The following is a 21,840-nucleotide window of genomic DNA, read 5'->3' on the forward strand; positions in this document are numbered from 1 at the left end:
TCCAGGGCTCCTACAGGTCCTTCTCGCACTGCTGGCAGAACGGGACGCCCGCGACGGCCGCCTGCTTCAGCGCCTGAATCTGCGTGGACGCCGGGGACTTCGCCGCGTCCAGCTTGACCTTCGAGCCCTTGAGCTTGATGTCCGAGCCCTCCAAGGTCAGCGTCTTGGCGGAGAGCTGGATGTTGCCCGACTTCTCGACGGAAATGACCTGCTTGCCATTCACGACGAGCAGGAGCTTGTCGGCCTTCAGCTCGAAGCTCTTGGCCGTCCAGTCCACCGGCTCCTTCACCTCCATGTGGAACTTCGCTCCGACCTTTTCCGTGGAGTCCGTGCCCACGATGAGGGAGACCTGCCCGGTGACTTCCGCCTGGTAGTCGCCGGAGACCTTGGACTGCTTGTCCTTGCCAATGGTCTCCTCGCGGCTGCCGACGACGTACTCCATGTGCGCGGCGCCGATTTCCGTCGTTCGCACCGCTCCCGTCGCCTCGTTGTAGGCCAGCCCCACGTTGACGCTGTAGCCGCCGCCAATGGTGGTGGCCTTCGCCGCCATCACCGTCTCCATGGCGGCCTGCTCTTCCATCACGGTGAGCATCTTGCCCACCGTCATCGACTGGTCACCCTTGACGGCTTCCTCATGCTTGCCGCGGGTGAGGGTGTCGCGGTTCTGCTGCACCAGCAGGGACTGGTCGCCCTCGATGACGCTCACATCGCTCTGCTTGACGAGCAGCTCCTGGTTGCCCTCCACGGTGCGCTGGCGGTCCTTCTTCACCAGCAGGTCCTCGAAGCCGTGCACCTCCTGGTCCTTGTCGTTCTCGGTGAGAAGGTCTTCATCCTTCTGGGCGTGGGTGAAGACCTCCTCCTCCCCGGCGACGTCCTCGATGCGCACCTCGTTGAAGCCGTTGCTGCCCAGGCTGGAGGCGCTCTTGCGCGTGGACTTCGTCTTCTCGGCCGGCAGTGCATACGGCACCGTGTTGGTGCCGTTGTAGACGGCCCCCGCCACCAGCGGCCGGTCCGGGTCTCCCTCCAGGAAGCGGACGATGACTTCCTGACCGATGCGCGGAATCCACACGTCGCCCCAGGCCGGGCCGCCCCACGGCTGGCCCACGCGCACCCAGCACGAGGACTTCTCGTCCCGCTTGCCCTCTCTGTCCCAATGGAACTGCACCTTGATGCGGCCGTGCGCGTCGGTGTGGATTTCCTCGCCCGCGGGGCCCGTCACCGTCGCTGTCTGCGGCCCCGCGATTTGAGGCAGCGGCGTCAGCCGTCGCGGACGGAAGGGCACCGCCTTGGGCAAGAGGTGGAACTGGTTGCGGTAGAGGCCCTGCAGCGTCTCGCTGCCGCTGGAGACGTCCGGCTGCATGCCCGAGTGCACCACCTCGGCGATGAGGTACTCGCCCGCGAAGGTGCCGTCCTCGGGCGCGTCCAGCTCCACCAGGAAGCCGGGCGTCAGCCGGGGCGCAATCGCCTCGCCCGTCAGCGTGCGCCCGCTCATGCCCGCCGCTTCCGCGCGCACGCTGGCCGCCGCCTTGCCCACGCCCGGCGCCACGTAGCCGGCCGGGTAGTCGTAGATTTCGAGCGCCGCCACGCCCTCGGCCGCCTTGCCCTTGCCGGAGATGTCCACCGCCGGCTTCTCGAAGTCGAAGTCCTTCAGGTGCACCGCGCCCGGACGCAGCCGGTGCACCGACTCCAGCGCGAAGACGAACTCACCGTCCACCGCCTCCTTGCCCATGCGCGGGCGCAAGGGCAGCGTCTGCCCCTGGGGCAGCGGCGCGTGCGCGGAGGGTTTGTCCCCCAGCACCAGCGTGTGGCCGGAGTCGGTGTGCTCGAAGAAGTAGAAGATGCCCTCCCACTCCATCAGCCGGCTCAGGAAGGCGAAGTCGCTCTCGCGGTACTGCACGCAGTACTCGCGCGCCGCGTAGCTGCCGCTGAGCGCCAGCCGTACCTCGATGCCGCCCTCGCCGAGCACGGCCTTGAGGATGTCCGGCACGCTCTTGTTCTGGAAGATGCGACTCTTGTGCACCTGTGACAGGCGCCACAGCTTGGGCACCACGTGCGCGCGGTAGCGGCGGCGGCCCGTCTTCAGGCCCAGCGACTCCACCTCGCGCACCACGCCGTGCACGTAGCGCGGGTCGCCGTCGCGCACGGACAGCGCCAGCAGCGCGTCCTTCCCCACGAGGTCCGCCACCGTCAGCGGCTCGCCGTCCCGGGTGAAGAAGTCGACACGGAAGTCGTACAACCGGCTGACGCCCTCCGTGCCCGAGATGCCGGACACACTCAGGGCGTCGGGGCCATACGCACCGACCTGCACGGAGAACGCAGGTGAATTCTGTCGAGACATGACTCCCCCTTCACCAGCGTCGTGCCGCCACCAGTGCCCGGGATGGAGGCGAGAGGCTACCACAGCAGCCCCCACGAGAGGGGCCGCCGGCCCGGTGGGTCAAGGCTCAGTTGATGTCGACCGTGCCGGCCTTGATGCGGTGGGCGCCCCGGGCCCGCGTCTCGATGGTGGCGCCCTGGATGACGATCTTCCCGTTGCGCCGCAGGGTGATGCTGGCTTCGCCGCACTGGAGGACGACCTCTTCCTGCCCCTCCAGGACGACCCGCCGTCCATCGACGCGGGCCTCGGCCGGAGGACGCGCAGGAGCGGGCTCCGGCTCCAGCAGCGCATCCAGCAACGGCGTCGGGCTGGGCTCATGCAGCAGGGCCATGAGGAAGGGCCGGCGCGGGTCACCCTTCTCGAAGAGGAGCACCACCCGCTGGCGGGACGCGACGGCGTCCTTCAGGGCCTGGGCATCGAGCGACATCGCCAGCCTCGCGGGCACGGGCTGTCCGAGGGGGTTCTCCTCGAAGTCCACGAGCATCCGGCCCTGCGTGTCGATACCGGCGGCCCAGCCCTCCCGGCTGCCCAGGATGGGCTCCAGCGTGCGGGGACCCGAGCCGGGCTCCGGGGCGTCTGAGGTTGTGCTCATGCGCGTGCTCCCGTGGCGGGGGCCCGCGTGGGCCCATCCAGGCGATGGAGTCTACCGCCTTCGGGGACACCCAGCGATGTGCCCCCGCCCCCGTTCAAGCAGGCAGACGGACGACCCAATCCTCATCGATGGGGACGGACATGCGCACGCGAGCCAGCGGTGGGCAGTAGAGGTACCGGTCGTGGCTCTGGAGCCCGGCGCGCTCTCCGAGGCGCAGCAGCGCCAGGCCCTCGAACCAGACGTAGCGGTAGGGCGCGAAGCGCTCCACGTCGGTGGTGAAGCTGTTGGCGAGCTTCTCCGTCTGCTCCCCGTGCACGAGCCGGGTGGCCTCGAAGGCCTTGAAGAAGGCCTGGGCGTCCCGCTGTCGCAGTGCGTCCACCAGCGCCAGCCGCTCCGCGCAGGTCTCCGCCCCGGAGCGCTCCAGCCTCGCCACCAGCGCGTCCATCCGCTCCGGCGCTTCCTCGCGTGGGGCGATGAGCTCCCGCAGCAGCACCGCCCAGTCGAAGTCATCCTCGTACTCGTCGGCCTCTGGCTGCCGCTCCGTAGCCGAGTCCCGGGCGATGCGCCGCGCGAGCTCCCAGTGCCCGGCGGCCACCGCGCCCAGGAGCGGCTCCTGCCAGGTGGCGGGCGGAGGGGACTCACCGCGCGAGCGCAAGAGCGCGAGCAGCCGGCGCCAGCTCTCCCCCGCGCGCCCCAGGTTGAGGAAGAAGTCCTTCGGGTAGCCGTCCACCAGAAGGCTGGCCACGCCCAGCGTGTGGAAGCACACGCCCGCGGCCATCACGTCGCGCACGAGCTCCTCGCGGGAGGCATCCGGGTGGATGCGTCCCAGCAGGACCTCGAGTGCCAGGGCCGAGTCCTGGCGCAGGCCGCGGAAGTCCAGCTCCATACGCTAGTAGATGTCCAATCCGTTCCAGCCGTCTGCCTTGAAGCACTTTAGGCCGGTGACGCCCTCCTTCGTCAGGACCTCGTACGTGGTCTGGTTGACGAGGAACTCGTCGCGCTTGCGCGACAGCCGGAAGATGACCGCATCGGGCGGGATGGCTTCCCGGTCGAGCACCAGGAGCTTGAAGTTGCCAATGCGGTCCTTGAGGATGGAGTTCATCACGACCTTGGAGCGCGCCATGTCCACGGCCTCCACGTGGCCCAGCACCTGGAGCAGGAAGTGCTCCTTGCTGGCCACCTTGCCCTTGTGGTCGAGGATGGTCAGCGGGATGAACTCGCAGTTCTTCGCACCCTGCGCCTCCAGGATGTGTTTCACCTTGGCGGACACGATGTTGGAGCCAAAGGTGTTGGACATGAAGTCGCAGACCTTGCGCTGCTTGGGGAAGTCCTTCGAGAAGCGCACGGTGGACTCGGGTGGGAACAGCGCCGCCATGGGCTCGCCGTCGTCCAGGATGTGGGCCTCCGGCCCGTCCGGCGGCAGCTCCTCGATGACGGCGCTGGTGTAATCGGTCTTCAGGACCCAGTAGTCGGTGTCTGCCATCAGCTCAGCACTCCAAAGGGATAGAGGGACTTGCCCAGCGGGAGCACGAGTGTCCGGGCCACGTCCTGGCGCAGGGTGCGGAGGTCCAGCTCCATGCGCTAGTAGATGTCCATCCCGTCCCAGCCGTCCGCCTTGAAGCACTTGAGTCCGGTGACGCCCTCCTTCGTCAGGGCCTCGTACGTGGCCTGATTGACGAGGAACTCGTCGCGCTTGCGCGACAGCCGGAAGATGACCGCATCGGGCGGGATGGCTTCCCGGTCGAGCACCATGTGCTCGAAGTTGCCAATGCGGTCCTTCAGGATGGAGTTCATCACCACCTGGGAGCGCTCCATGTCCACGGCCTCCACGTGGCCCAGCACTTGGAGCAAGAAGTGCTCCTTGCTGGCCACCTTGCCCTTGTGGTCGAGGATGGTCAGCGGGATGAACTCGCAGTTCTTCGCACCCTGCGCCTCCAGGATGTGCTTCACCTTGGCGGACACGATGTGGGAGCTGAAGATGGTGGACATGAAATCGCAGACCTTGCGCCGCTTGGGGTAGTCCTCCGAGAAGCGCACGGTGGCCCCGGGCGGGAACAGCGCCGCCGCGGGCTCGCCTCGGTCCAGGATGTGGGCCTCCGGCCCGTCTGGCGGCAGCTTCTTGATGACGGCGCTGGTGTAGTCGGTCTTCAGCACCCAGTAGTCGGTGTCTGCCATCAGCTCAGCACTCCAAAGGGACAGAGGGACTTGCCCAGCAGGAGCACGAGTGCCAGGGCCGAGTCCTGGCGCAGGCCGCGGAAGTCCAGCTCCATGCGCTAGTAAATGTCCATTCCGTTCCAGCCGTCCGCCTTGAAGCACTTGAGGCCGGTGACGCCCTCCTTCGTCAGGGCCTCGTACGTGGCCTGGTTGACGAGGAACTCGTCGCGCTTGCGCGACAGCCGGAAGATGACCGCATCAGGCGGGATGGCTTCCCGGTCGAGCACCATGTGCTCGAAGTTGTCGATCTGGTCCTTCAGGATGGAGTTCATGACCACCTGGGAGCGCTCCATGTCCACGGCCTCCACGTGGCCCAGCACCTGGAGCAGGAAGTGCTCCTTGCTGGCCACCTTGCCCTTGTGGTCGAGGATGGTCAGCGGGATGAACTCACAGTTCTTCGCACCCTGCGCCTCCAGGATGCGCTTCACCTTGGCGGACACGATGTTGGCCCCGAAGATGGTGGACATGAAGTCGCAGACCTTGCGCATAGTGGGGTAGTCCTCCGAGAAGCGCACGGTGGCCCCCGGAGGGAACAGCGCCGCCGCGGGCTCGCCCCGGTCCAGGATGTGGGCCTCCGGTCCGTCTGGCGGCAGCTTCTTGATGACTGCGCTGGTGTAGTCGGTCTTCAGGACCCAGTAATCGTTGCCTGCCATCAGCTCAGCACTCCAAAGGGAAAGAGGGACTTGCCCCGGGCGAAGGAGACGAAGGGCCTCGCGTTCTGATTCCCCTGCAGGGCTTCCGGGACGACCGCCGCGCTGATCGCCAGGATACGCTCGAAGAGCAGCTGCTCCTTCTTGGTCAGCGCCTCCAGGACGTCCGCGAGCACCGTCTTGTGGTCCTTGGGGGGCTGCTCCTTCTTGACCTGGTCCGCCAGTGCCTTGAGGGACTTCACCACCGAGGCGATCTGCTTCTCCACGAACTGGGTGTACGCGTTGTGATTGCCCTTGTGCTGGACCAACTGGTGCATGGGCACGGCCCAGGCGCAGGCCGGGGCGACGATGCCATTGTGCCCGTTGTTGACGTCGTAGCCCGACTTCTGGAGCAGCTTGTACTCCATGTCCCCGAGGTTCTTCTCCGAAATCAACTCGTGCGGGATGAGGTGGTGGGCGGTCCACTGGTAGGGATACCAGGAGCCGGTCAGGTAGAAATTGTCCTTCTCCGTCTTGTGCTGGTTGACGTTGCTGAGCACGAAGCGCTTGGCGTCCTTGTTGTACTTCGACGGTGAGCCCTCACGGGGGAACGCCATCGAGTCCTTCCACTTCTTGTCGTCGCTCAGCGTGTCGTACGACTTCTGGCTGATGAGGCCCGAGGCCAGCGCGGCGTCCAGCGCTTCCTTCCCGTAGTCCGGCCGCTTCGTGTAGTGGTCTCGCCCGTTCTTGCTCAGCTTGCCCTGGTCGTGGGTGTAGGCCGCCGTCCGGTACTTGTGGAAGCCGCGCAGCCGGCGCCGGTGGGCGATGTCAGGAGGGCAGTCGTCTTCCTGCTTCTCCGCCGCCTGCTTGTCCTTCTTCAGCTCCTCCATGAGCTTCGCCGGGTAGTCCACGTCGTCCAGCTCGGGAAAAATCCCCGGCTTGACGGACAGGTCCTGGTTGAAGATGGCGCTCTCACCGGTGCCCAGCGGCTGCTTGGTGAAGTTGTCGTTCTTCTTCTTGCCCATGATTCACAACCCCCGCCACCCGCTCAGGTGGCCGTGGACGCCAGCAGCACGGCGGCGCGCTCGCCGCTCTCGTCGGTGGACAGGATGATACCTGCTCGGGCTGGCGCATACCCGCGCTCCAGGGCCCGGGCCCCCAGACATACCCCCAGCGCCCCGGAGGACACCCCGGTCTCCCCGAAGCCCGTGGCGGTGTACCAGACGTCGAAGGACGCCCAGTGGGGCGGCTCCGACCGGAGCAGCGTCTGGAGCGTGCCCCACTCCATGCCCCGGAGCTCCTCGCCGTTGTGGTCGGTCACCCAGAAGGGCTCCCCCACCTCGCCGGGCAGGAACGGCCTCAGCGCGCGCACGCACGAGGCCAGCGCGCGGGCATCCCCCGGGTCTTCCGCGGGCCCCTGCCCCAGGCTCACCGCCTCCACCACGGGACGGCCCCGGGGCAGGTCGGCCGGGGTGCGGCCGGGGACGCGCAAGAGCAGCGCCACGCCCGCCTCTCCCGGCGTGAAGCCCACCGGCTGGTCCTCCGTCTTCAACCGCTGCTGGAGCAGGAGCGTCTCCAGCAGTCCCGCGTCCAGCAGGCTGTCCACGGACGCCACCACGCAGCCCCGGCTGGCGCGGCCGGCCATCCAGGCCCCGGCGGCCTGAAGCGCCCGGGCAAACCCCACGTGTCCGCCGCCAAAGAAGTGCCAGGGGCCCCCGGGCCAGGGCCAGTCCAGGTTCTCGAAGGTAAGGGACAGCACCCGCCGCCCCAGCGACTCCAGCCGCCGCGCGGCGTTGCGCTCCAGCTCCGGGGACACCGCCATCCCCAGGTCCAGTGGGTCCGGCAGGGCCAGGAAGAGCGGGGTGTCACGCGTGAGGGCCCCTTCCGGCAGCCGGGCGCGCAGGTCCTGGAACGTCTCGCAGGCGATGGCCACCAGCCTTCCGGCGGCGGCGAAGCCGAACGTGGCCGACGGCAGGGCGGAGGTCTTCAGCTCCAGCCGCGTGTTCTCCTCGCCCGCGAAGTAGTGGAAGTCCCGCGCGCCCTCGAAGCGGTCCAGCCCCGTGCGGAACGCCGCGCAGGCCTGGACGAAGGGCCCCAGGGGCGAGCCCACGCCCGCGGCCTCGACGTAGGCGTGGACGCGCTGGGTGACGGCGGGCTCGGCGGCATTCGGGGTGGGAGGCATGGAGGTGCTCGCGCTCACGAGTCCAGCAGGGACGAGAAGGGCTGCTCCCCACGGGGAGCGAAGCCCTGGACCGCCGCCAGCCGCCGGTGGCGCCGGAAGCTGAAGTCGCGCGCGGAGACGTTGTGGCGGCCCCGGCTCCGGATGGCCAGCTCCAACGCCAGGGCGGACCAGCGCCGCGCGGGCGCCGTGGCGAAGGCCTGGAGCAGCGCCGTCGCGGAGAACGGGACGCCCCCGAGATGGCGCGTCCCGGGTGCGAAGCGCCGCTGCTCGCGCTGCCGGGCCCACCAGGCGCGCGCGGCCTCGGGGGCCGCGCGCGGCAGCGTCTGTTCCACCTCCGGCAGGAGGGGCGCGTCGGGGGACTCGTCCGGCGGAGGCTCGTCCTCCGAGAGCAGGTGGGCGTCCTCCAGGGGGAAGCCGGTGATGGCGTTGAAGGCCTCCGTGGCCAACCGCGCCACGCCGGCATCGTCGCCCTCCAGCAGCGGAAGGCAGGCCTCCGCGGCCTCGGGCCGGCCACCATGGCCCAGCGCCCAGACGGCGTCCGCGCGCGAGCGCGGCTCCCCCAGCAGCTCCATGAGCAGCGCCTGCTCCTGCTGATTTCCCCCCTGCGCCAGCAGCAGCAGCGGCAGGCGGCCCGGCTCTCCCCCGGCCGCCACCAGTTGCCGGCAGCGCGTCCACGCGGCGCGCAGCCCGAGCACCGCCCCGGACGCCAGAGCCGCGTCACGGACGAGCAGCTCGGACGACTCCAGCGCCTGGACCCACCGGCGCAGCACGGGGGCGGCGAGCGCGGCGCCCGTGAAGGGCAGCACGCGGCACGCCGCGGCCACCACGGCGGGCTCCGGGTGCTCCAGCCAGGGCTCGAGCGCCACGGAAGGAACGCGTCCGTGCGCCGCGAGCACCTCCAGCGCCACGGCGGCCACGGCGGGGGCGGTATCCGGCGTGAGCAGCGCCACCAACCCCGGGAGCACGTCCTCGCGCCCGCAGAGCTCCAGCGCCCGCTGGAGGCCGGGCAGCGACTCGGGCGGTCCTTCCGTCAGCGCGGCCAGGACGGCGTCACGCCCGGCGGTGCCCTCCTGCTGGAGCAGCGCGAGCGCGGCGGCGCTGACGCGCAGGGGCGCCTCGGCCGCGAGGGCGGGGAGCAGGTAGCGCCGGGACACCTCGCCGCCACCGAGCGCCAGCGCGTCCACGTGCGCCAGCAGCCGCGCCTCGCGCTGCGCCACATGGGAGAGATACCGGTCCGGCGCCGTGAGCGCGCCCTCCCACTGGGCGACGACATACTCCGCCTCGTCGAGGTGGACCTCGTACAGTTCCCAGTGGGGAGTCACCTCCAGGTACGCCATGGCCGCCTCACTCCATGGACAGGTCGAGCGCGGAGACCGGGCCGTCTTCCAGCAGCACCAGCATGCCCTCGCGCCGTTCGGCCGCCCGCTGGAAGTACGCCACCAGCTCCGCGTAGGACGCCTGGAGCGACGCAAGGTCCTGCTCCGTCCACGGCTCCAGGTGGTCGAGCTCCTCGGCGAGCTTCGCGAGGCCGGAGTCCTCCATCTCCTCTGCGTCGAACCGGGAGGCGAGCTCCGCGGCCGTCACCTTCGCCAGCCCCGCCGCGGCCCGGCGGACGTCGTCGGGAGACAGGTGCCAGGCCTGGCCGTCGAGCGGCGTCGGCTGGCCCACCGCCTCTTCAATGGGACGGGCCGAGGCCTGTATCTCCACGAAGGGCACGCCGGGCTCCGCCGTCTCCTCCATCGCGTCCAGGAGGAACCGGAGCGCGTCCACGACGTCCTCCTGGAGCGTCAGCCCGCGGAAGTCATAGCCCCCTTCCGCATCCTCTTCATAGAGGACCGGGGAGGTGGGGACGTCGAGTCCGGTCTCCGGCTCGCTCCGCAGCTGCTCCCAGTCATGCGCGGGCAGCGCGAGGAACAAGCAGTTGGCGCTCATTTACGAGGCTTCCCGCAGCAGGGGCACTTGGGCTTCTCCTCGCTCCCTGGGAGCGCCACCACGGGGGGCTGCACCACGGGAAAGGGCGGGGTGTTCTTGTCGTTGTGCAGCATCAGGTCCAGCGCGCGGGCGACGTTCTTGCCCTCCGCCTTCACATCGAAGGAGAAGTTGACGAACTCGGCCTTGCCCTTGGTCTTGCTGGAGGCCACCCCACCGCCCGCGGTGCCGGCCTCGTCACCCGTGCTGGTGCTGAAGTTCGAGTCCTTCACGCACAGGGGCTTGCCCGCCACCGTGACGGAGTCGGCCGTCTTGTCGGAGTCCGAGGACTTCGCGACGTTGGGGTAGGGAATGGGGATGGGGCCGGCCGGACTGGGCGTCTTGCAGACGTCCGGAAAGGCCATGGTGACGCCGTTGCTGTCCTTCGTCACCACGGAGAGCTTGTTGACACCGACGGTGTTCGCCATCGTGGGCCTCGGGTGTGCGTGGGACTCCCAGTCTACACCATCCGGATGTCGACGCTCCGGACGTCATGGGGCCCTCTGTCCAGTGGAACGTGTCCCCGCCAGAGGAGCCTCACCTGGTGGGTCAACATGTCCAGGATGACGGTGTCCAGGTGCATCTCCGGGGTAATGGCCCCGCCCAGGCGGACGGTGATGGACGGAGGCGCCTGGCCGGGAAGCGTGAAGGCGAGTCGTCCCCGGGGCGAGGCGTTCACCAGCACGACGGCCTCGTCGCCCTTGAGGTAGCCCGGAGCAACGAGGCCCGGCGCGGCGGCGTTGAAGACGCGCCGGTCGAAGTCGGTGGGCAGCAGCGGCTTGCGCGTCTTGTTCCACTCTTCGTCATACGTCCCCGCGAGCTTCGCGCGCGGCTGCCAGTGGGGCGCGGTGAAGCCGACGCCCACGGGCGTTACCCGTTGGCCGAACTCGCGCAGCGGCTCCGCCGGGTCCTCCAGGTTGGGGAGCTTCAGCCCCTCCTCGAAGTGGCGTGGGCTGGCGCGGAAGCCGACCCCCACGGGATTGCGGGGTTCGAAGGCGGGCTTCGCCGCGTCCGTCCTATCCCAACCTCCGAAGGCGCGCTCCCACGTGAGAGGCAGCTTGTCGAAGGGCAGGGGCTTCGTCGCGGCGATGTGGCCCATGCTCCGGAACCAGGTGCGCTCGCCCAGCACCCGGATGGCCTTCTTCAGGGGGCCCACCTGCAGCGCCACCAGGGCCTCCCGGGCGCCCTTCTCGGGAGGGTATGCGTGGCCGAGAAGCGCCACATCCGTGGCCGGCTTGAAGAAGGCCCCCTCCGGCTCGAGCTTGTAGCTGGACTCGCCGGGCGCGCCCCAGTGCTTGCCACCGAGGTCGACCGGAACCTGCTTCTCCGACAGGTGGAGCCCGTCCTCGCGGAGGTCGTAGGTGGCCTTCACCACCAGGACGAGCAGCGACCGGCCGTCCTCGTCCGCGACGTACACCTGCTCGAAGGCAAAGGGCGTTTCGTTCTGGAGTTCCGCGTGTGGCACGCTGGCTGCCCTCCCGCCGTGCATATCACGGCGAGGACTCCTCCTGAACCACGGCCAGCGAGAGCACGGCACACCGTGTGACTGGAAGGGGCCCTGCATCCACGGGCGAGGGGCAGCTCGAGTGTCCGAAAATGAAAACGGGCTGGAGACCCCAAGGCCTCCAGCCCGCTTCATGACGTGGTCGGGGAGACAGGATTTGAACCTGCGACCCCTTGGTCCCGAACCAAGTGCTCTACCAGGCTGAGCCACTCCCCGATATGTCCGTCCGCCGGTGGGTTTCCTCTCGGGACCGGCGAAGTGCGGCGGTAGTACCCGAGCCGCCCGGCTGAGTCAACGTCCTCGGATCACCTTTTCTTCCTCTCCCTACCCGCCCCCCTGGACGGCGTCCCACCCTGCCCCGCAGTCCACGCTGACCCCACCTGCCTCTTCCAAACTCCCCGACATTCCGGTACTCCCGGATTGCAGCCCCCTCCTGCCTCGTTGAAAAGGTCACATAGAATTGCAGCAGCAAGACGCCATGACGCCCCCCGTCGTCCTCATCTCCGATGACGAGCCCCTCATCGTCTCCGCCCTCGCTCGCGAGGCGAAGCGGTCGGGGCTGACGTGTATCTCGGACACCACCTCGGAACGCGTCCTGGATCTGGCCCGGCAGCACCGTCCCGCCGTCATCATCCTGGACATCAACCAGCACCAGGACGGACGCGACCTGCTCGCCAAGCTCAAGCAGGACCCCGCCACCCGCGACTGCAAGGTCATCATCCTCAGCGGCGTCGAGGACCAGTTCACCCGTCACGTCTGCTTCGAGCTCGGCGCCGACGACTACGAGGTGAAGCCCTTCGACCCCACCTTCATGACTCGCGTCGCACGCCTCGCCACCACCGTGGCGCGCACCCGCGCGTAGCAACGCCCGAGCAGCGCGCGCTTCCGCGCCGCCTCAGGGCCGCAGCGAGCGGATGGCCTGCGCGTAGTCCTTCGCTCCGAAGACGTAGCTGCCCGCCACCAGCACCGTGGCGCCCGCGGCCACCACCCGCTTCGCCGTCTCGGCGTTGATGCCGCCGTCCACCTCGATGTCCGTGTCCAGCCCGCGCTCGTCGAACATGGCGCGCAGCCGGCGCACCTTGTCCACCGTGGACTCGATGAAGCTCTGACCGCCGAAGCCCGGATTCACACTCATCAGCAGCACCATCTCCACCTCGCCCAGCACCTCTTCAATCGCCGACAGCGGCGTGCTCGGGTTGAGCACCACCGACGGCTTCGCGCCCGCGGCGCGGATGTGCTGGAGCGTGCGGTGCAGGTGCGGGCTCACCTCCGCGTGCACCGTCAGCACGTCCGCCCCCGCCTTCGCGAACGCCTCCACGTACTTCTCCGGCTCCACAATCATCAGGTGCAAATCCAACGGCTTCGTCGCCGCCTTCTTGATGGCTTCCACCACCACCGGGCCAAGCGTGATGTTCGGGACGAACCTGCCATCCATGACATCCACGTGAATGAGGTCGGCTCCAGCGGCCTCCACGGCGCGGACCTGCTCGGCGAGACGGCCGAAATCAGCGGACAACACAGAGGGAGCGATGCGAACGGGGCGGCGATTCATGCGGCGCTTCATACCCGCTTCGCGCACTCCCGGCGCGCGGAACGTACCCGAGGGCATCCACCGTGAAGCAGGAGACCGAACAGGTGGGGCCCCCGGGCGGCGCTCCTGTCGCCCGTGCTACAACCTTGAAGCCCCTGCGGCCGCTGGCCGCGCAAAGCCCTCGCGGCCGCTGGCCGCTTCACCCGGAGCCGCCCCGGTGCTTTCCCAGCACGCCCAGCCACACCCCCCTGACTTGAGCCGCCGCCTGGCGAAGCTCACCTCCATCCTGGATGTCGCCAAGGCGATGAGCGCCGAGCGCGACCTCGACCTGCTCCTGCCCCTCATCCTCTTCGAGGCCACCAAGGTGGTGGAGGCGGACCGCTGCTCGCTCTTCATCCTGGACCGCGAGCGCAACGAGCTGTGGAGCAAGGTGGCCCAGGGCTCCAAGAGTGAAATCCGCCTCCCGGTGGGCAGCGGCATCTCCGGACAGGTCGCCCAGACGGGCGCCGTCATCAACATCCCCGACGCGTACTCGGACCCGCGCTTCAACCGCTCGTTCGACGTCTCCAGCGGCTACCAGACGAAGACCATCCTCTGCGTCCCCATGCGCGACGCGAATGGCGACGTCACCGGCGTCATCCAGGCCCTCAACAAGCTCGACGGCGGCAGCTTCAACGCCGAGGACGAGGAGCTCCTGCTCGCGCTGGGCGCCCAGGCCGCCGGCGCAATCGAGAACGCCCTCCTCCACGAGGAAATCAACCGCCTCTTCGAGGGCTTCGTCTCCGCGTCCGTCGTCGCCATCGAAGCCAGAGACCCGACCACCGCCGGTCACTCAGGCCGCGTGGCCGACCTCACGGTGGCGCTGGCCCAGGCGCTCGAGCACCGCTCCACCGGGCCCCATGCCAACCTGCGCTTCTCCCCCGTGGAGCTCCAGGAGCTGCGCTACGCGTCCTTGCTGCACGACTTCGGCAAGGTGGGCGTGCGCGAGCCGGTGCTCGTCAAGGCGGAGAAGCTCTACCCGCACGAGCTGGAGGGGCTGCGCTCCCGCTTCCAGCTCGCTCGCAAGGACCTGCAGCTCCAGAGCTACCGCCGCCGGCTGGAGGCGGTGAAGGTGCGCGGCGACAAGCACCTCGCTGAAATCGAGGCCGAGGAGCAGGAGCGGCTCACCAACGAGGTGAAGCAGCTCGACGAGGTGTTCGAGTTCATCCTCACCTGCAACCGGCCCACGGTGCTCGCGCAGGGCGGCTTCGAGCGGCTGCACGAGCTGGGCAAGCTGCGCTTCGACGATGCGGAAGGGAAGGAGCAGCCGCTGCTGCTGGCTCGCGAAATCCAGTCGCTCTCCATCACCCGCGGCACGCTGTCTCCCGAGGAGCGCCGCGAAATCGAGAGCCACGTCGAGCACACGTACCGCTTCCTCACCCAGATTCCGTGGACGCGCACGCTGCGCCGCGTGCCGGAAATCGCGTACGCCCACCACGAGAAGCTGGACGGCACGGGCTACCCTCGCGCGGAGAAGGCCATCCCCGTGCAGTCGCGGATGATGTCCATCTCGGACATCTACGACGCGCTCACCGCCAGCGACCGGCCCTACAAGAAGGCCGTGCCGCACACGCTCGCGCTCGACATCCTCAAGCGCGAGGCGGACTCCGGTCAGCTCGACAAGGACCTCTTCACCGTGTTCGTGGAGGCGGAGATTCCGCGCCGCGCGCTCCACGAGAAGAAGAGCTGAACGCGCAAAGGGGCGGGCGAGCCCCTTTGCCGTTCACGCCGTCAGCGCTCAGCCGATGGTGTGCAGGCGGAGGCTGTTGATTTTGCCCGGCTGACCCACGGGCGCGCCGAAGACGATGACGATGCGGTCGCCCTTGCGGCCGAGGCCTCGCGCGAGGAGCTCCTCCTCCACGCGGCGCACCATGGCCTCCGTCTCCTGGATGGGCTCCAGCACGCGCGGCACCACGCCCCACAGCAGCGCCAGCCGGCGGCGCACTTCCTGGTTGGGGCTGAAGGCCACAATCGGAACCGGCGGCCGGTAGTGCGCCAGGAGCCGCGCCGTCACGCCGGACAGCGTGAAGGCGGCAATCAGCGTCGCGCCGCTCGCCCGGGCCGCCTCGCACGCCACGCGCGCAATCACGTCCGGGAAGTGCTGCGGCAGCCCCAGCGGCGCCTCGATGTAGCGCGGCTGGGTCTGCGCCCGCGCCGAGGACTCCGCCGCGAGGATGATGCGCTCCATCATCTGCACGGACTCAATCGGGAACTTGCCGCTCGCCGTCTCGCCCGAGAGCATTACCGCGTCCGCGCCGTCGAACACGGCGTTGGCCACGTCGCTCGCCTCGGCGCGCGTGGGGCGCGGGTTGTCAATCATCGAGTTCAGCATCTGCGTGGCCACAATCACGGGCAGGCCGCGCATGTTCGAGCGCCGGATGATGTCCTTCTGGACGGCCGGCACCTCCTCGGGAGGAATCTCCACGCCGAGGTCGCCGCGCGCCACCATCACACCGTCCGTCTTGTCGAGGATGGCGTCCAGGCGCGCAATCGCCTCCGGCTTCTCCAGCTTGGAGATGATGGGCACCGTGCGGCCCACCTCGGCCATGGCCTGCCGGGCGGTGTCCAGGTCGGACGGCTGGCGCACGAAGGACAGCGCGATGAAGTCCACGCCCGCCTTGAGGCCGAAGACGAGGTCCTCGCGGTCCTTGGGCGTCAGCGCCTCCGCGCGCACCGCCACGCCGGGCAGGTTGATGCCCTTGTTGTTCTTCAGCGCGCCGCCGTGGATGACCTGCGTCTTGATGAGCTTCTGCTTGTCCGTCTCCAGCACCTTCAGCTCCAGCAGGCCGTCATCCAGCAGGATGCGGTCTCCCGGATTCACGTCCGCCGCGAGGAAGGGGTACGTGGTGGACACGATGTCGTCCGTGCCCGGCACCGTCTCGTCGGTGGTGATGTGGAAGGTGCCGCCCTCCTTCAGTTCCGTGCTGCCCTTCACGAAGCGGCCGGTGCGAATCTTCGGTCCCTGCAGGTCACCGAGGATGCCCACCGCCTTGCGAACCTTCAGCGAGGCCGCGCGCAGCTTGGCGATGTTCTCCGCGTGCTGCTCGTGGCTGCCGTGGGAGAAGTTGAGGCGGGCCACGTCCATGCCGTTCTCCAGGAGCGCTTCGAGCATCTCCTGACTCTGACTGGCGGGACCGAGGGTGCAGACAATCTTCGCTCTTCGCATAGGGCTCGGGAGGATGGGTGGACCTCACGAACCCGTCAAGCACGCTCCACGGGGAGCTTCGCTCGGTAAAACGGTAAATGAGCCAGCGAGCGAAAGAGCGTTGGAGTCGTCAGCCGCGCAACAACACGCTGAGGTTCTCTCGTTCCCAACGCAACGCGGCGGCGTAGTGCGGGTACGTCCGCTCGCGCTCCCGGAAGGCACGCGGGTGGTGGACGCGGCGCCCGCCCCGCGCGTTGCTCGGGAAGAGCTGGTGGAGCATCTCGTGGAAGACGATGAACTCCACGAAGAAGGCCGGCACCTCGGGCCTGTCGAGCGCGGGGTGGATGCGAATCTCGCGCGTCTGGTGGTCGTAGACGCCCAGGCGGATGGACTTGCGGCGGCGGCGCGGCGGCATGCGGCCCCAGCCGATGCGCGCCTGGATGAGGTCCTGAAAATGGGCGGCGTTGACGGCGTCGTAAAGCGCCTTCAGGTCGAAGCAGCGGCCGCGCGGGTTGAGGTCGGCGTCCGACTCGCGGCGCACCTGGCGGATGCGCGGCTGCTGCCCGCGGATGTACTCGTCGAGGACGCTGCCCGCGGTGCGGTGGCCACGGCCGGCGTAGTCCGCCACCGCGCGCACCACGGGCTCGGGCGCGTCCAGGAACATGTGGTGCAGCCGCAGCTGCAGCACGTTGGAGCCCCGGCGGAAGGACACCATGGTGGAGCGGTTGTCCGTCACCGACAGCCGCACCGGCATGCCCAGCTCCGCGCTCAGCCGCCAGGCGAGCGACTCGGCGCGCGCCCACAGCTCCTCGCGCGTGGGCGTGAGGTTGAGCATGCGCGGCGCTTCCTCCACCACGCGGTTGCGCGGCGGAGGCGGGCGGGGCTGCGGCGGCACGGGCGTGGGCGCAGCTTCCTGTGCCTGGGGCCGTGGCTCGACGGCCGTCGCGGCCCGGTTGGCCGCGGACATGCCGCGCGGGAAGAAGGACATCTGGCGGAGGTGCTCGGGGGTCACTCGGTCGCCCATCGTACCCGGCAACCTCGGGGACTCAAGGCCGGCCGCTGCCGCCTGCCTCCCCTCCGTCAGCCCGTCAACCGCGCCGAAGAGGCGCCATTTCAGGAGATTTCCCCGGCTCGCTCGCCATGATGCGGACGGGAACCGCCAGGCGTGCACCTCGCGCACGAGCGGCAAGCCCACCCGCGAGGGCACCACCGGTGTGACTTCAGGACGCGGGCACTTCCGCGTGGCGCGACTTGAGCAGCCGCTCCAGCCGCTCCGGCTCCATGCGCACGACGAAGGTCTTCTCACGGGTGAAAGTGACTTGCCCGTGCGCCCCGCCCTTCACCTTGCGCACGAACTTCACCGGCACGTAGCTGACCTCGCCGCGCGGCTCGCCCTTCGCGGACGAGTGGTGCAGCGCCAGGTGCGCCGCGTCCAGAAGGACCTCCTGCGCCACCTCCTGCCCCTTCTCGAGCGGCACCACCACGTGGCTGCCGGGCACCCCGCGCGCGTGCAGCCACAGGTGCCACGGCCGCGCCACCTTGAAGGTGAGCGTGTCGTTGTCCTCGGAGCCGCGCCCCACCCAGATGCGCGCGTCGCCGTGGCCCACGTACTCCTTGAAGGGCTTCCCCTCCTGCGTCCCTTCCGCGCCCGCGGAGAGCTGCAGCACCTCGACCTGCGCCAGCAGCGCGGCCTCGTCCATCTTTTCAATCTGCGCGAGCGCGCCTTCCGCCTGCGCCACCTCGCGCGACAGCTCCGCCTCGCGGTGGCGCGCCTGCTCCACGCCGCGCAACAGCCGCCGGTACTGGTGGAAGTGCCAGTCCGCCTCCTCCTTCGGCGTGCGCTTCGGGTCCAGCTTCACCTGCACCTCCTGCGGCCCCTCTTCCGTGTACGCGGTGAGCGTCACCTCGGTGGCACCGCGCTTGAGGCGGTAGAGATTCTGCGCCAGGAGCTCGCCCAGTGAGCGGTGCTTCTCCGCGTCCGGCCCGCGCGAGGCCTCGGCGCGCACCTTCTCCAGGGTGCGCGAGGAGCGCTTGAGGCGGGCGCGGTACGGCTGAGCCAACCGGCGGCGGATGCTCTCCGCGCGGCTCGACTTGTCCCTCGCCCCGAGGAGGCGCTCCGCGGCGCGGGCATAGGGAAGGTCCTCGCCCTCCACCGGCACGAGGCGCGAGGGCGCGCTCTTCGCCTTCGCGAGCGCGTCGGGCGACAGCGGCTCCGGCGGCGTCCACGCCGCGCCCGGGTAGAGGTTGCGGCGCTGCGCGAAGCCCTCCCCGGAATGCATCAGCACGCGGCCGCTCTCACTCAGGATGAGCAGGCCTCCAGGCGAGCCCAGCTCCAACACGAGGCGGCGGCGCACGTCCTCGCGCTCGAAGTCCAGCTCCACCACGCGCTCGGCCTCGCGCCAGCGGGCACTCTGCAGCTTCGCGCCGGTCAGCTCGTGGCGCAGCCACCTCTGGAAGGGCGCGGGCTCACCCGGTGTGGGGAAGCGGTCCTCCGCGGCCGACACGCGCGACAGGTCTCCCTCCGCACACAGGCACAGCAGCACCGAGCGGCCAGGCACGCGCAGCTCGAGGTAGGCCAGCCGAGGGAGCGGGCACCATGCCTTCTGCGCCACCGCACCGGTGAGGCGTGCTCCCACCTCCGCCACCACCTGCTCCAACTCCACCGGTCGCAGTGACACGAGCCGCCCTCCAGGCGCCAGAAATGAAAACGGCCCGGCGGGTTTCGCCGAGCCGTTCACCGGACGTCAACTCACGTCCGCTCATGACTGCTTGCTGCTCAGGACTCCGGGGTCGCCGGAGCCGCGGCCGCCTTGGAGGCGCGCTTGCGAGCGGGAGCCTTGCGAGCGGCCTTGCGGGCGCCGCCCTTCTTGGCGGCGGCCTTCTTGGCCGTCTTGCCCGCGGTCTTGCGGGTGGTGGTCTTCTTCGCAGTCGCCTTCTTGGCGGTCTTCTTCTTGGCAGCCATCAGAATCCTCCGGTTCGTTTGATTCGGCCCCGTCAACCAGGACCCTGCACTCTTCTTGATGGGAGTGAGTGCTTGAAGTGAAGAGTACGGGTGACATGCGTCTGTGTCAACGCATGGTGATGTATTGCAACGCGCTTCAAGGCCGATTTTTCGGCATCGGGCGCTTCCGAAGGCCCGAAACGGTGCCTCGCGGACACTCCAACGCGGATTCGCGCGTCGCGCGCGAGGCCGAATTCTCGGCTCCGGACGCGACGAAGCCACTTTCGGACCAAGGCCGCGCGGACCTTCACGGCGCATGAGCGCGGGCGCACGCGGCGCTTTCCGCATGCGGAGGTGGGGTCTAGGTTGCGCCCCCACCATGAGCACCGATGTGCAGACCTTCCCCGCGGACTTCACCTTCGGCGTCGCCACCTCGGCGTACCAGGTGGAGGGCGGCATCGAGAACGACTGGGCCGAGTGGGAGCGCGCCGGGAAGCTGAAGGAGCCCGACGCGAGATGCGGCCGCGCGGTGGACCACTGGCACCGCTACGAGGAGGACTACGGCCTCGCCGTCGGCGTGGGCGCCACCGCGTTCCGCATCTCCCTCGAGTGGGCGCGCATCGAACCGGAGCGCGGGCGCTACGACGCTGTAGCGCTGGAGGCCTACCGCGAGCGGCTCCTCAAGATGAAGGCGCGGGGCCTGCGGCCCGTGGTGACGCTCCACCACTTCACCCACCCGGCATGGTTCCACCGCGAGACGCCGTGGCACCTGCCCCAGAGCGTGGACGTCTTCCGCCAGTACGCACGCCAGTGCGCGGCGCTGCTGGAGGGGCTGGACGCGCTCGTCATCTCCTTCAACGAGCCCATGGTGCTGCTGCTCGGCGGCTACCTCCAAGGGGCCATTCCGCCCGGCATCGCCGACGGCGCCCTCACCATGCGGGCCATGGAGAACCTGGTGCGCGCGCACGTGGCCGCGCGAGAGGAGCTGCTGTCGCGCCTGGGCCGCGTGGAGCTGGGCATCTCGCAGAACACGCTCGCCTTCGCGCCGGACCGGTGGTGGCACCCGCTGGACCGGGCGCTGGTGCGGCTGGGGGCGCAGGCCTACAACCACGCGTTCCACGAGGCGCTCGTCACCGGGAAGCTGCGCGTGAACATGCCCGGCGTGGCCTCCACCCGCGCGGACATCCCCGGGGCGCGCGACTCGGTGGAGTTCATCGGCGTCAACTACTACACGCGCGCGCACCTGCGCTTCGTGCCGCGCCCGCCCTTCATCGAGTTCAAGTACCGCGACACCCGGGGCCGCGGCCTCACCGACATCGGCTGGGAGGACTGGCCCGAGGGCTTCCTCCAGTCCCTTCGGGAGACGCAACGCTACGGGCTGCCGGTGTGGATTACGGAGAACGGCATCGACGACCGCGTCGGTGCCCGCCGCCCGCACTACCTCCATACCCACCTGGCGCAGGTGCTGGCCGCGCGGCGGCTCGGCGTGGACGTGCGCGGCTACCTCTATTGGAGCCTGCTCGACAATTTCGAGTGGCTGGAGGGCTGGGGCCCGCGCTTCGGCCTCTTCCACGTCGACTTCGAGACGCTGGAGCGCCGCCCCACCCCCGCCTGCGACTACTTCCGCACCGTGGCCACCGGCCGAAGGCTCGTGGCTCCGGCGCGCTGAAGGGCCCCAGGCCCCACCGCCGGCCGCGAGCCTTCAGCCCAGCGCGGCGCGGTAGTCCACGTCCTGCTCCTCGCCGGGGCCGGAGGCGTCCAGGACGGCGGCGGCGAAGAAGCGGCGCACACAGGCCTCCACGGCCGCGGGCACGTCCAGGGTGTTCACCTCCGCGCGGAAGGCGGCGGCGCCATGCAGGCCGTGGGCGTACCACGCGAGCTGCTTGCGGAAGGAGCGCACCGCCCCCAGCGGGTCCCCCATGAAGTCCAGGTGCGCGCGCAGGTGCTCCAGCACCAGGGCGCATCGCTCCCCGGGCGTGGCGGGCGGGCCGCCGAGCAGCTCGCGGAATATCCACGGGTTGCCCAGCGCGGCGCGGCCAATCATCACGAAGTCGCAGCCGGTGGTCTCCTGCATGCGCCGCGCGTCCTCTGGCGACTTCACGTCCCCGTTGCCGATGATGGGCAGCTCCGGGAAGTGGCGCTTCAAGTCGGTGATGACGCTCCAGTCCGCCTGGCCCGAGTAGCCCTGCTCGCGGGTGCGCGGGTGGATGGCCAGCGCCGCGCAGCCCGCCTCCTGCAGCGCGGCGGCCATCTGGAGGTAGTTGCGGCTCTTCGCGTCCCAGCCCGAGCGAATCTTGCAGGTGACGGGCAGCCCGGTGGCCGCGCGAATCTCCCGGACGATGCTGGCGGCGCGGGGCACGTCGCACAGCAGGGCGCTGCCGGCGCCGTTCTTCGTCACCTTCTTCACCGGACAGCCCATGTTGATGTCGATGATTTGGGCGCCGGACTCCTTCCCCACCACCGCCGCGCGGGCCATGGCCTCCGGCTCCCCTCCATAGATTTGGAGCGAGTACGGCCGCTCCACCGCGGCGTCGTAGCGCAGGTACTTCAGGGTTCTCTGGTTGGCCCTCATCAGCCCCTGGGAGCTGACCAGCTCCGTGGGACAGAGGGCGGCGCCCAGGCGGAAGGCGAGGACGCGGAACGGCATCTCGCTCACCCCGGCCATGGGGGCGAGGATGTAGGGGTTCGGCAGGGAGTAGGGACCGAGCTGCGGCATGA

At 69.5% G+C, this 21,840-nt stretch carries 21 protein-coding genes and 1 tRNA gene; 3 read left to right on the forward strand and 19 right to left on the reverse strand.

What is annotated here, in order from left to right; translation table 11 throughout:
• Positions 1-10: 10 nt before the first annotated feature.
• The 13 genes from ACVTJA_RS43910 to ACVTJA_RS43970 form a co-directional block, all read right to left on the reverse strand.
• Positions 11-2,338 (reverse strand): type VI secretion system Vgr family protein, encoded by a 2,328-nt coding sequence (locus ACVTJA_RS43910; protein WP_465829695.1) that lies wholly within the window; start codon positions 2,336-2,338, stop codon positions 11-13.
• A 106-nt stretch (positions 2,339-2,444) separates the two neighbouring features.
• A complete protein-coding gene (locus ACVTJA_RS43915; RefSeq protein ID WP_465829697.1) occupies positions 2,445-2,969 on the reverse strand; it encodes a DUF6484 domain-containing protein in 525 nt (174 codons plus the stop codon).
• Between the two features lie 94 nt (positions 2,970-3,063).
• Positions 3,064-3,855 carry a hypothetical protein gene (locus ACVTJA_RS43920; RefSeq protein WP_465829699.1) on the reverse strand — a complete coding sequence of 264 codons (792 nt, stop codon included), beginning with the start codon at positions 3,853-3,855 and terminating at the stop codon, positions 3,064-3,066.
• Positions 3,856-3,858: 3 nt separating this feature from the next.
• Entirely contained in the window at positions 3,859-4,452 is a 594-nt protein-coding gene (locus tag ACVTJA_RS43925) for an imm11 family protein (protein WP_465829701.1), read from the reverse strand.
• Positions 4,453-4,550: 98 nt separating this feature from the next.
• Positions 4,551-5,144, reverse strand: coding sequence for an imm11 family protein (locus ACVTJA_RS43930; RefSeq protein WP_465829702.1), 594 nt, complete (start codon positions 5,142-5,144; stop codon positions 4,551-4,553).
• A gap of 98 nt (positions 5,145-5,242) precedes the next feature.
• Positions 5,243-5,836, reverse strand: coding sequence for an imm11 family protein (locus tag ACVTJA_RS43935; protein WP_465829704.1), 594 nt, complete (start codon positions 5,834-5,836; stop codon positions 5,243-5,245).
• A complete protein-coding gene (locus ACVTJA_RS43940) occupies positions 5,836-6,837 on the reverse strand; it encodes an AHH domain-containing protein (RefSeq protein WP_465829706.1) in 1,002 nt (333 codons plus the stop codon). Before ACVTJA_RS43940 ends, ACVTJA_RS43935 begins: the two co-directional genes overlap by 1 nt.
• 23 nt (positions 6,838-6,860) lie before the next feature.
• Entirely contained in the window at positions 6,861-7,994 is a 1,134-nt protein-coding gene (locus tag ACVTJA_RS43945) for a hypothetical protein (protein WP_465829708.1), read from the reverse strand.
• A 14-nt stretch (positions 7,995-8,008) separates the two neighbouring features.
• Entirely contained in the window at positions 8,009-9,331 is a 1,323-nt protein-coding gene (locus ACVTJA_RS43950; protein ID WP_465829710.1) for a TIGR02270 family protein, read from the reverse strand.
• A gap of 7 nt (positions 9,332-9,338) precedes the next feature.
• A complete protein-coding gene (locus tag ACVTJA_RS43955) occupies positions 9,339-9,926 on the reverse strand; it encodes a DUF1877 family protein (protein WP_465829712.1) in 588 nt (195 codons plus the stop codon).
• A complete protein-coding gene (locus tag ACVTJA_RS43960) occupies positions 9,923-10,390 on the reverse strand; it encodes a DUF4150 domain-containing protein (protein ID WP_465829714.1) in 468 nt (155 codons plus the stop codon). Before ACVTJA_RS43960 ends, ACVTJA_RS43955 begins: the two co-directional genes overlap by 4 nt.
• A 32-nt stretch (positions 10,391-10,422) precedes the next feature.
• Positions 10,423-11,427: a DUF2169 family type VI secretion system accessory protein gene (locus ACVTJA_RS43965; protein WP_465829715.1), complete on the reverse strand. Its 1,005-nt coding sequence runs from the start codon at positions 11,425-11,427 to the stop codon at positions 10,423-10,425.
• A 178-nt stretch (positions 11,428-11,605) separates the two neighbouring features.
• Positions 11,606-11,682: transfer RNA gene (locus tag ACVTJA_RS43970), tRNA-Pro, on the reverse strand.
• 262 nt (positions 11,683-11,944) lie between these two features.
• On the opposite strand from ACVTJA_RS43970, the gene ACVTJA_RS43975 reads away from it, so the two are divergent.
• Positions 11,945-12,328: a response regulator gene (locus tag ACVTJA_RS43975; protein WP_206724726.1), complete on the forward strand. Its 384-nt coding sequence runs from the start codon at positions 11,945-11,947 to the stop codon at positions 12,326-12,328.
• 33 nt (positions 12,329-12,361) lie between these two features.
• Here the strand turns inward: ACVTJA_RS43975 and rpe are convergent, their stop codons facing one another.
• Positions 12,362-13,018 carry a ribulose-phosphate 3-epimerase gene (gene rpe / locus ACVTJA_RS43980; protein WP_465829717.1) on the reverse strand — a complete coding sequence of 219 codons (657 nt, stop codon included), beginning with the start codon at positions 13,016-13,018 and terminating at the stop codon, positions 12,362-12,364.
• A gap of 196 nt (positions 13,019-13,214) precedes the next feature.
• Here rpe and ACVTJA_RS43985 point away from each other — a divergent pair, with 196 nt between their 5' ends.
• Entirely contained in the window at positions 13,215-14,726 is a 1,512-nt protein-coding gene (locus ACVTJA_RS43985; RefSeq protein WP_465829719.1) for an HD domain-containing phosphohydrolase, read from the forward strand.
• A gap of 48 nt (positions 14,727-14,774) precedes the next feature.
• On the opposite strand, the gene pyk is transcribed toward ACVTJA_RS43985, so the two are convergent.
• The 4 genes from pyk to ACVTJA_RS44005 all read right to left on the reverse strand — a co-directional run bounded on the left by pyk (position 14,775) and on the right by ACVTJA_RS44005 (position 19,143).
• The gene (gene pyk, locus ACVTJA_RS43990) at positions 14,775-16,202 is read right to left on the reverse strand and encodes a pyruvate kinase (RefSeq protein WP_465829721.1); all 1,428 of its coding nucleotides are present in this window, start codon (positions 16,200-16,202) and stop codon (positions 14,775-14,777) included.
• Positions 16,203-16,311: 109 nt separating this feature from the next.
• On the reverse strand, positions 16,312-17,205 hold the full coding sequence (locus tag ACVTJA_RS43995; protein ID WP_465829723.1) for a hypothetical protein: 894 nt from the start codon (positions 17,203-17,205) through the stop codon (positions 16,312-16,314).
• Between the two features lie 196 nt (positions 17,206-17,401).
• Positions 17,402-18,859, reverse strand: a complete 1,458-nt coding sequence (locus ACVTJA_RS44000) for an NFACT RNA binding domain-containing protein (protein WP_465829725.1) — start codon at positions 18,857-18,859, stop codon at positions 17,402-17,404.
• A 98-nt stretch (positions 18,860-18,957) separates the two neighbouring features.
• Entirely contained in the window at positions 18,958-19,143 is a 186-nt protein-coding gene (locus ACVTJA_RS44005; RefSeq protein ID WP_206724722.1) for a hypothetical protein, read from the reverse strand.
• A gap of 358 nt (positions 19,144-19,501) precedes the next feature.
• Here ACVTJA_RS44005 and ACVTJA_RS44010 point away from each other — a divergent pair, with 358 nt between their 5' ends.
• Positions 19,502-20,791 carry a glycoside hydrolase family 1 protein gene (locus tag ACVTJA_RS44010; RefSeq protein ID WP_465829727.1) on the forward strand — a complete coding sequence of 430 codons (1,290 nt, stop codon included), beginning with the start codon at positions 19,502-19,504 and terminating at the stop codon, positions 20,789-20,791.
• Between the two features lie 33 nt (positions 20,792-20,824).
• Here the strand turns inward: ACVTJA_RS44010 and dusB are convergent, their stop codons facing one another.
• Positions 20,825-21,838, reverse strand: coding sequence for a tRNA dihydrouridine synthase DusB (gene dusB, locus ACVTJA_RS44015; protein ID WP_465829729.1), 1,014 nt, complete (start codon positions 21,836-21,838; stop codon positions 20,825-20,827).
• Positions 21,839-21,840 lie beyond the last annotated feature (2 nt).

It is taken from the genome of Pyxidicoccus sp. M6 (assembly GCF_055568925.1).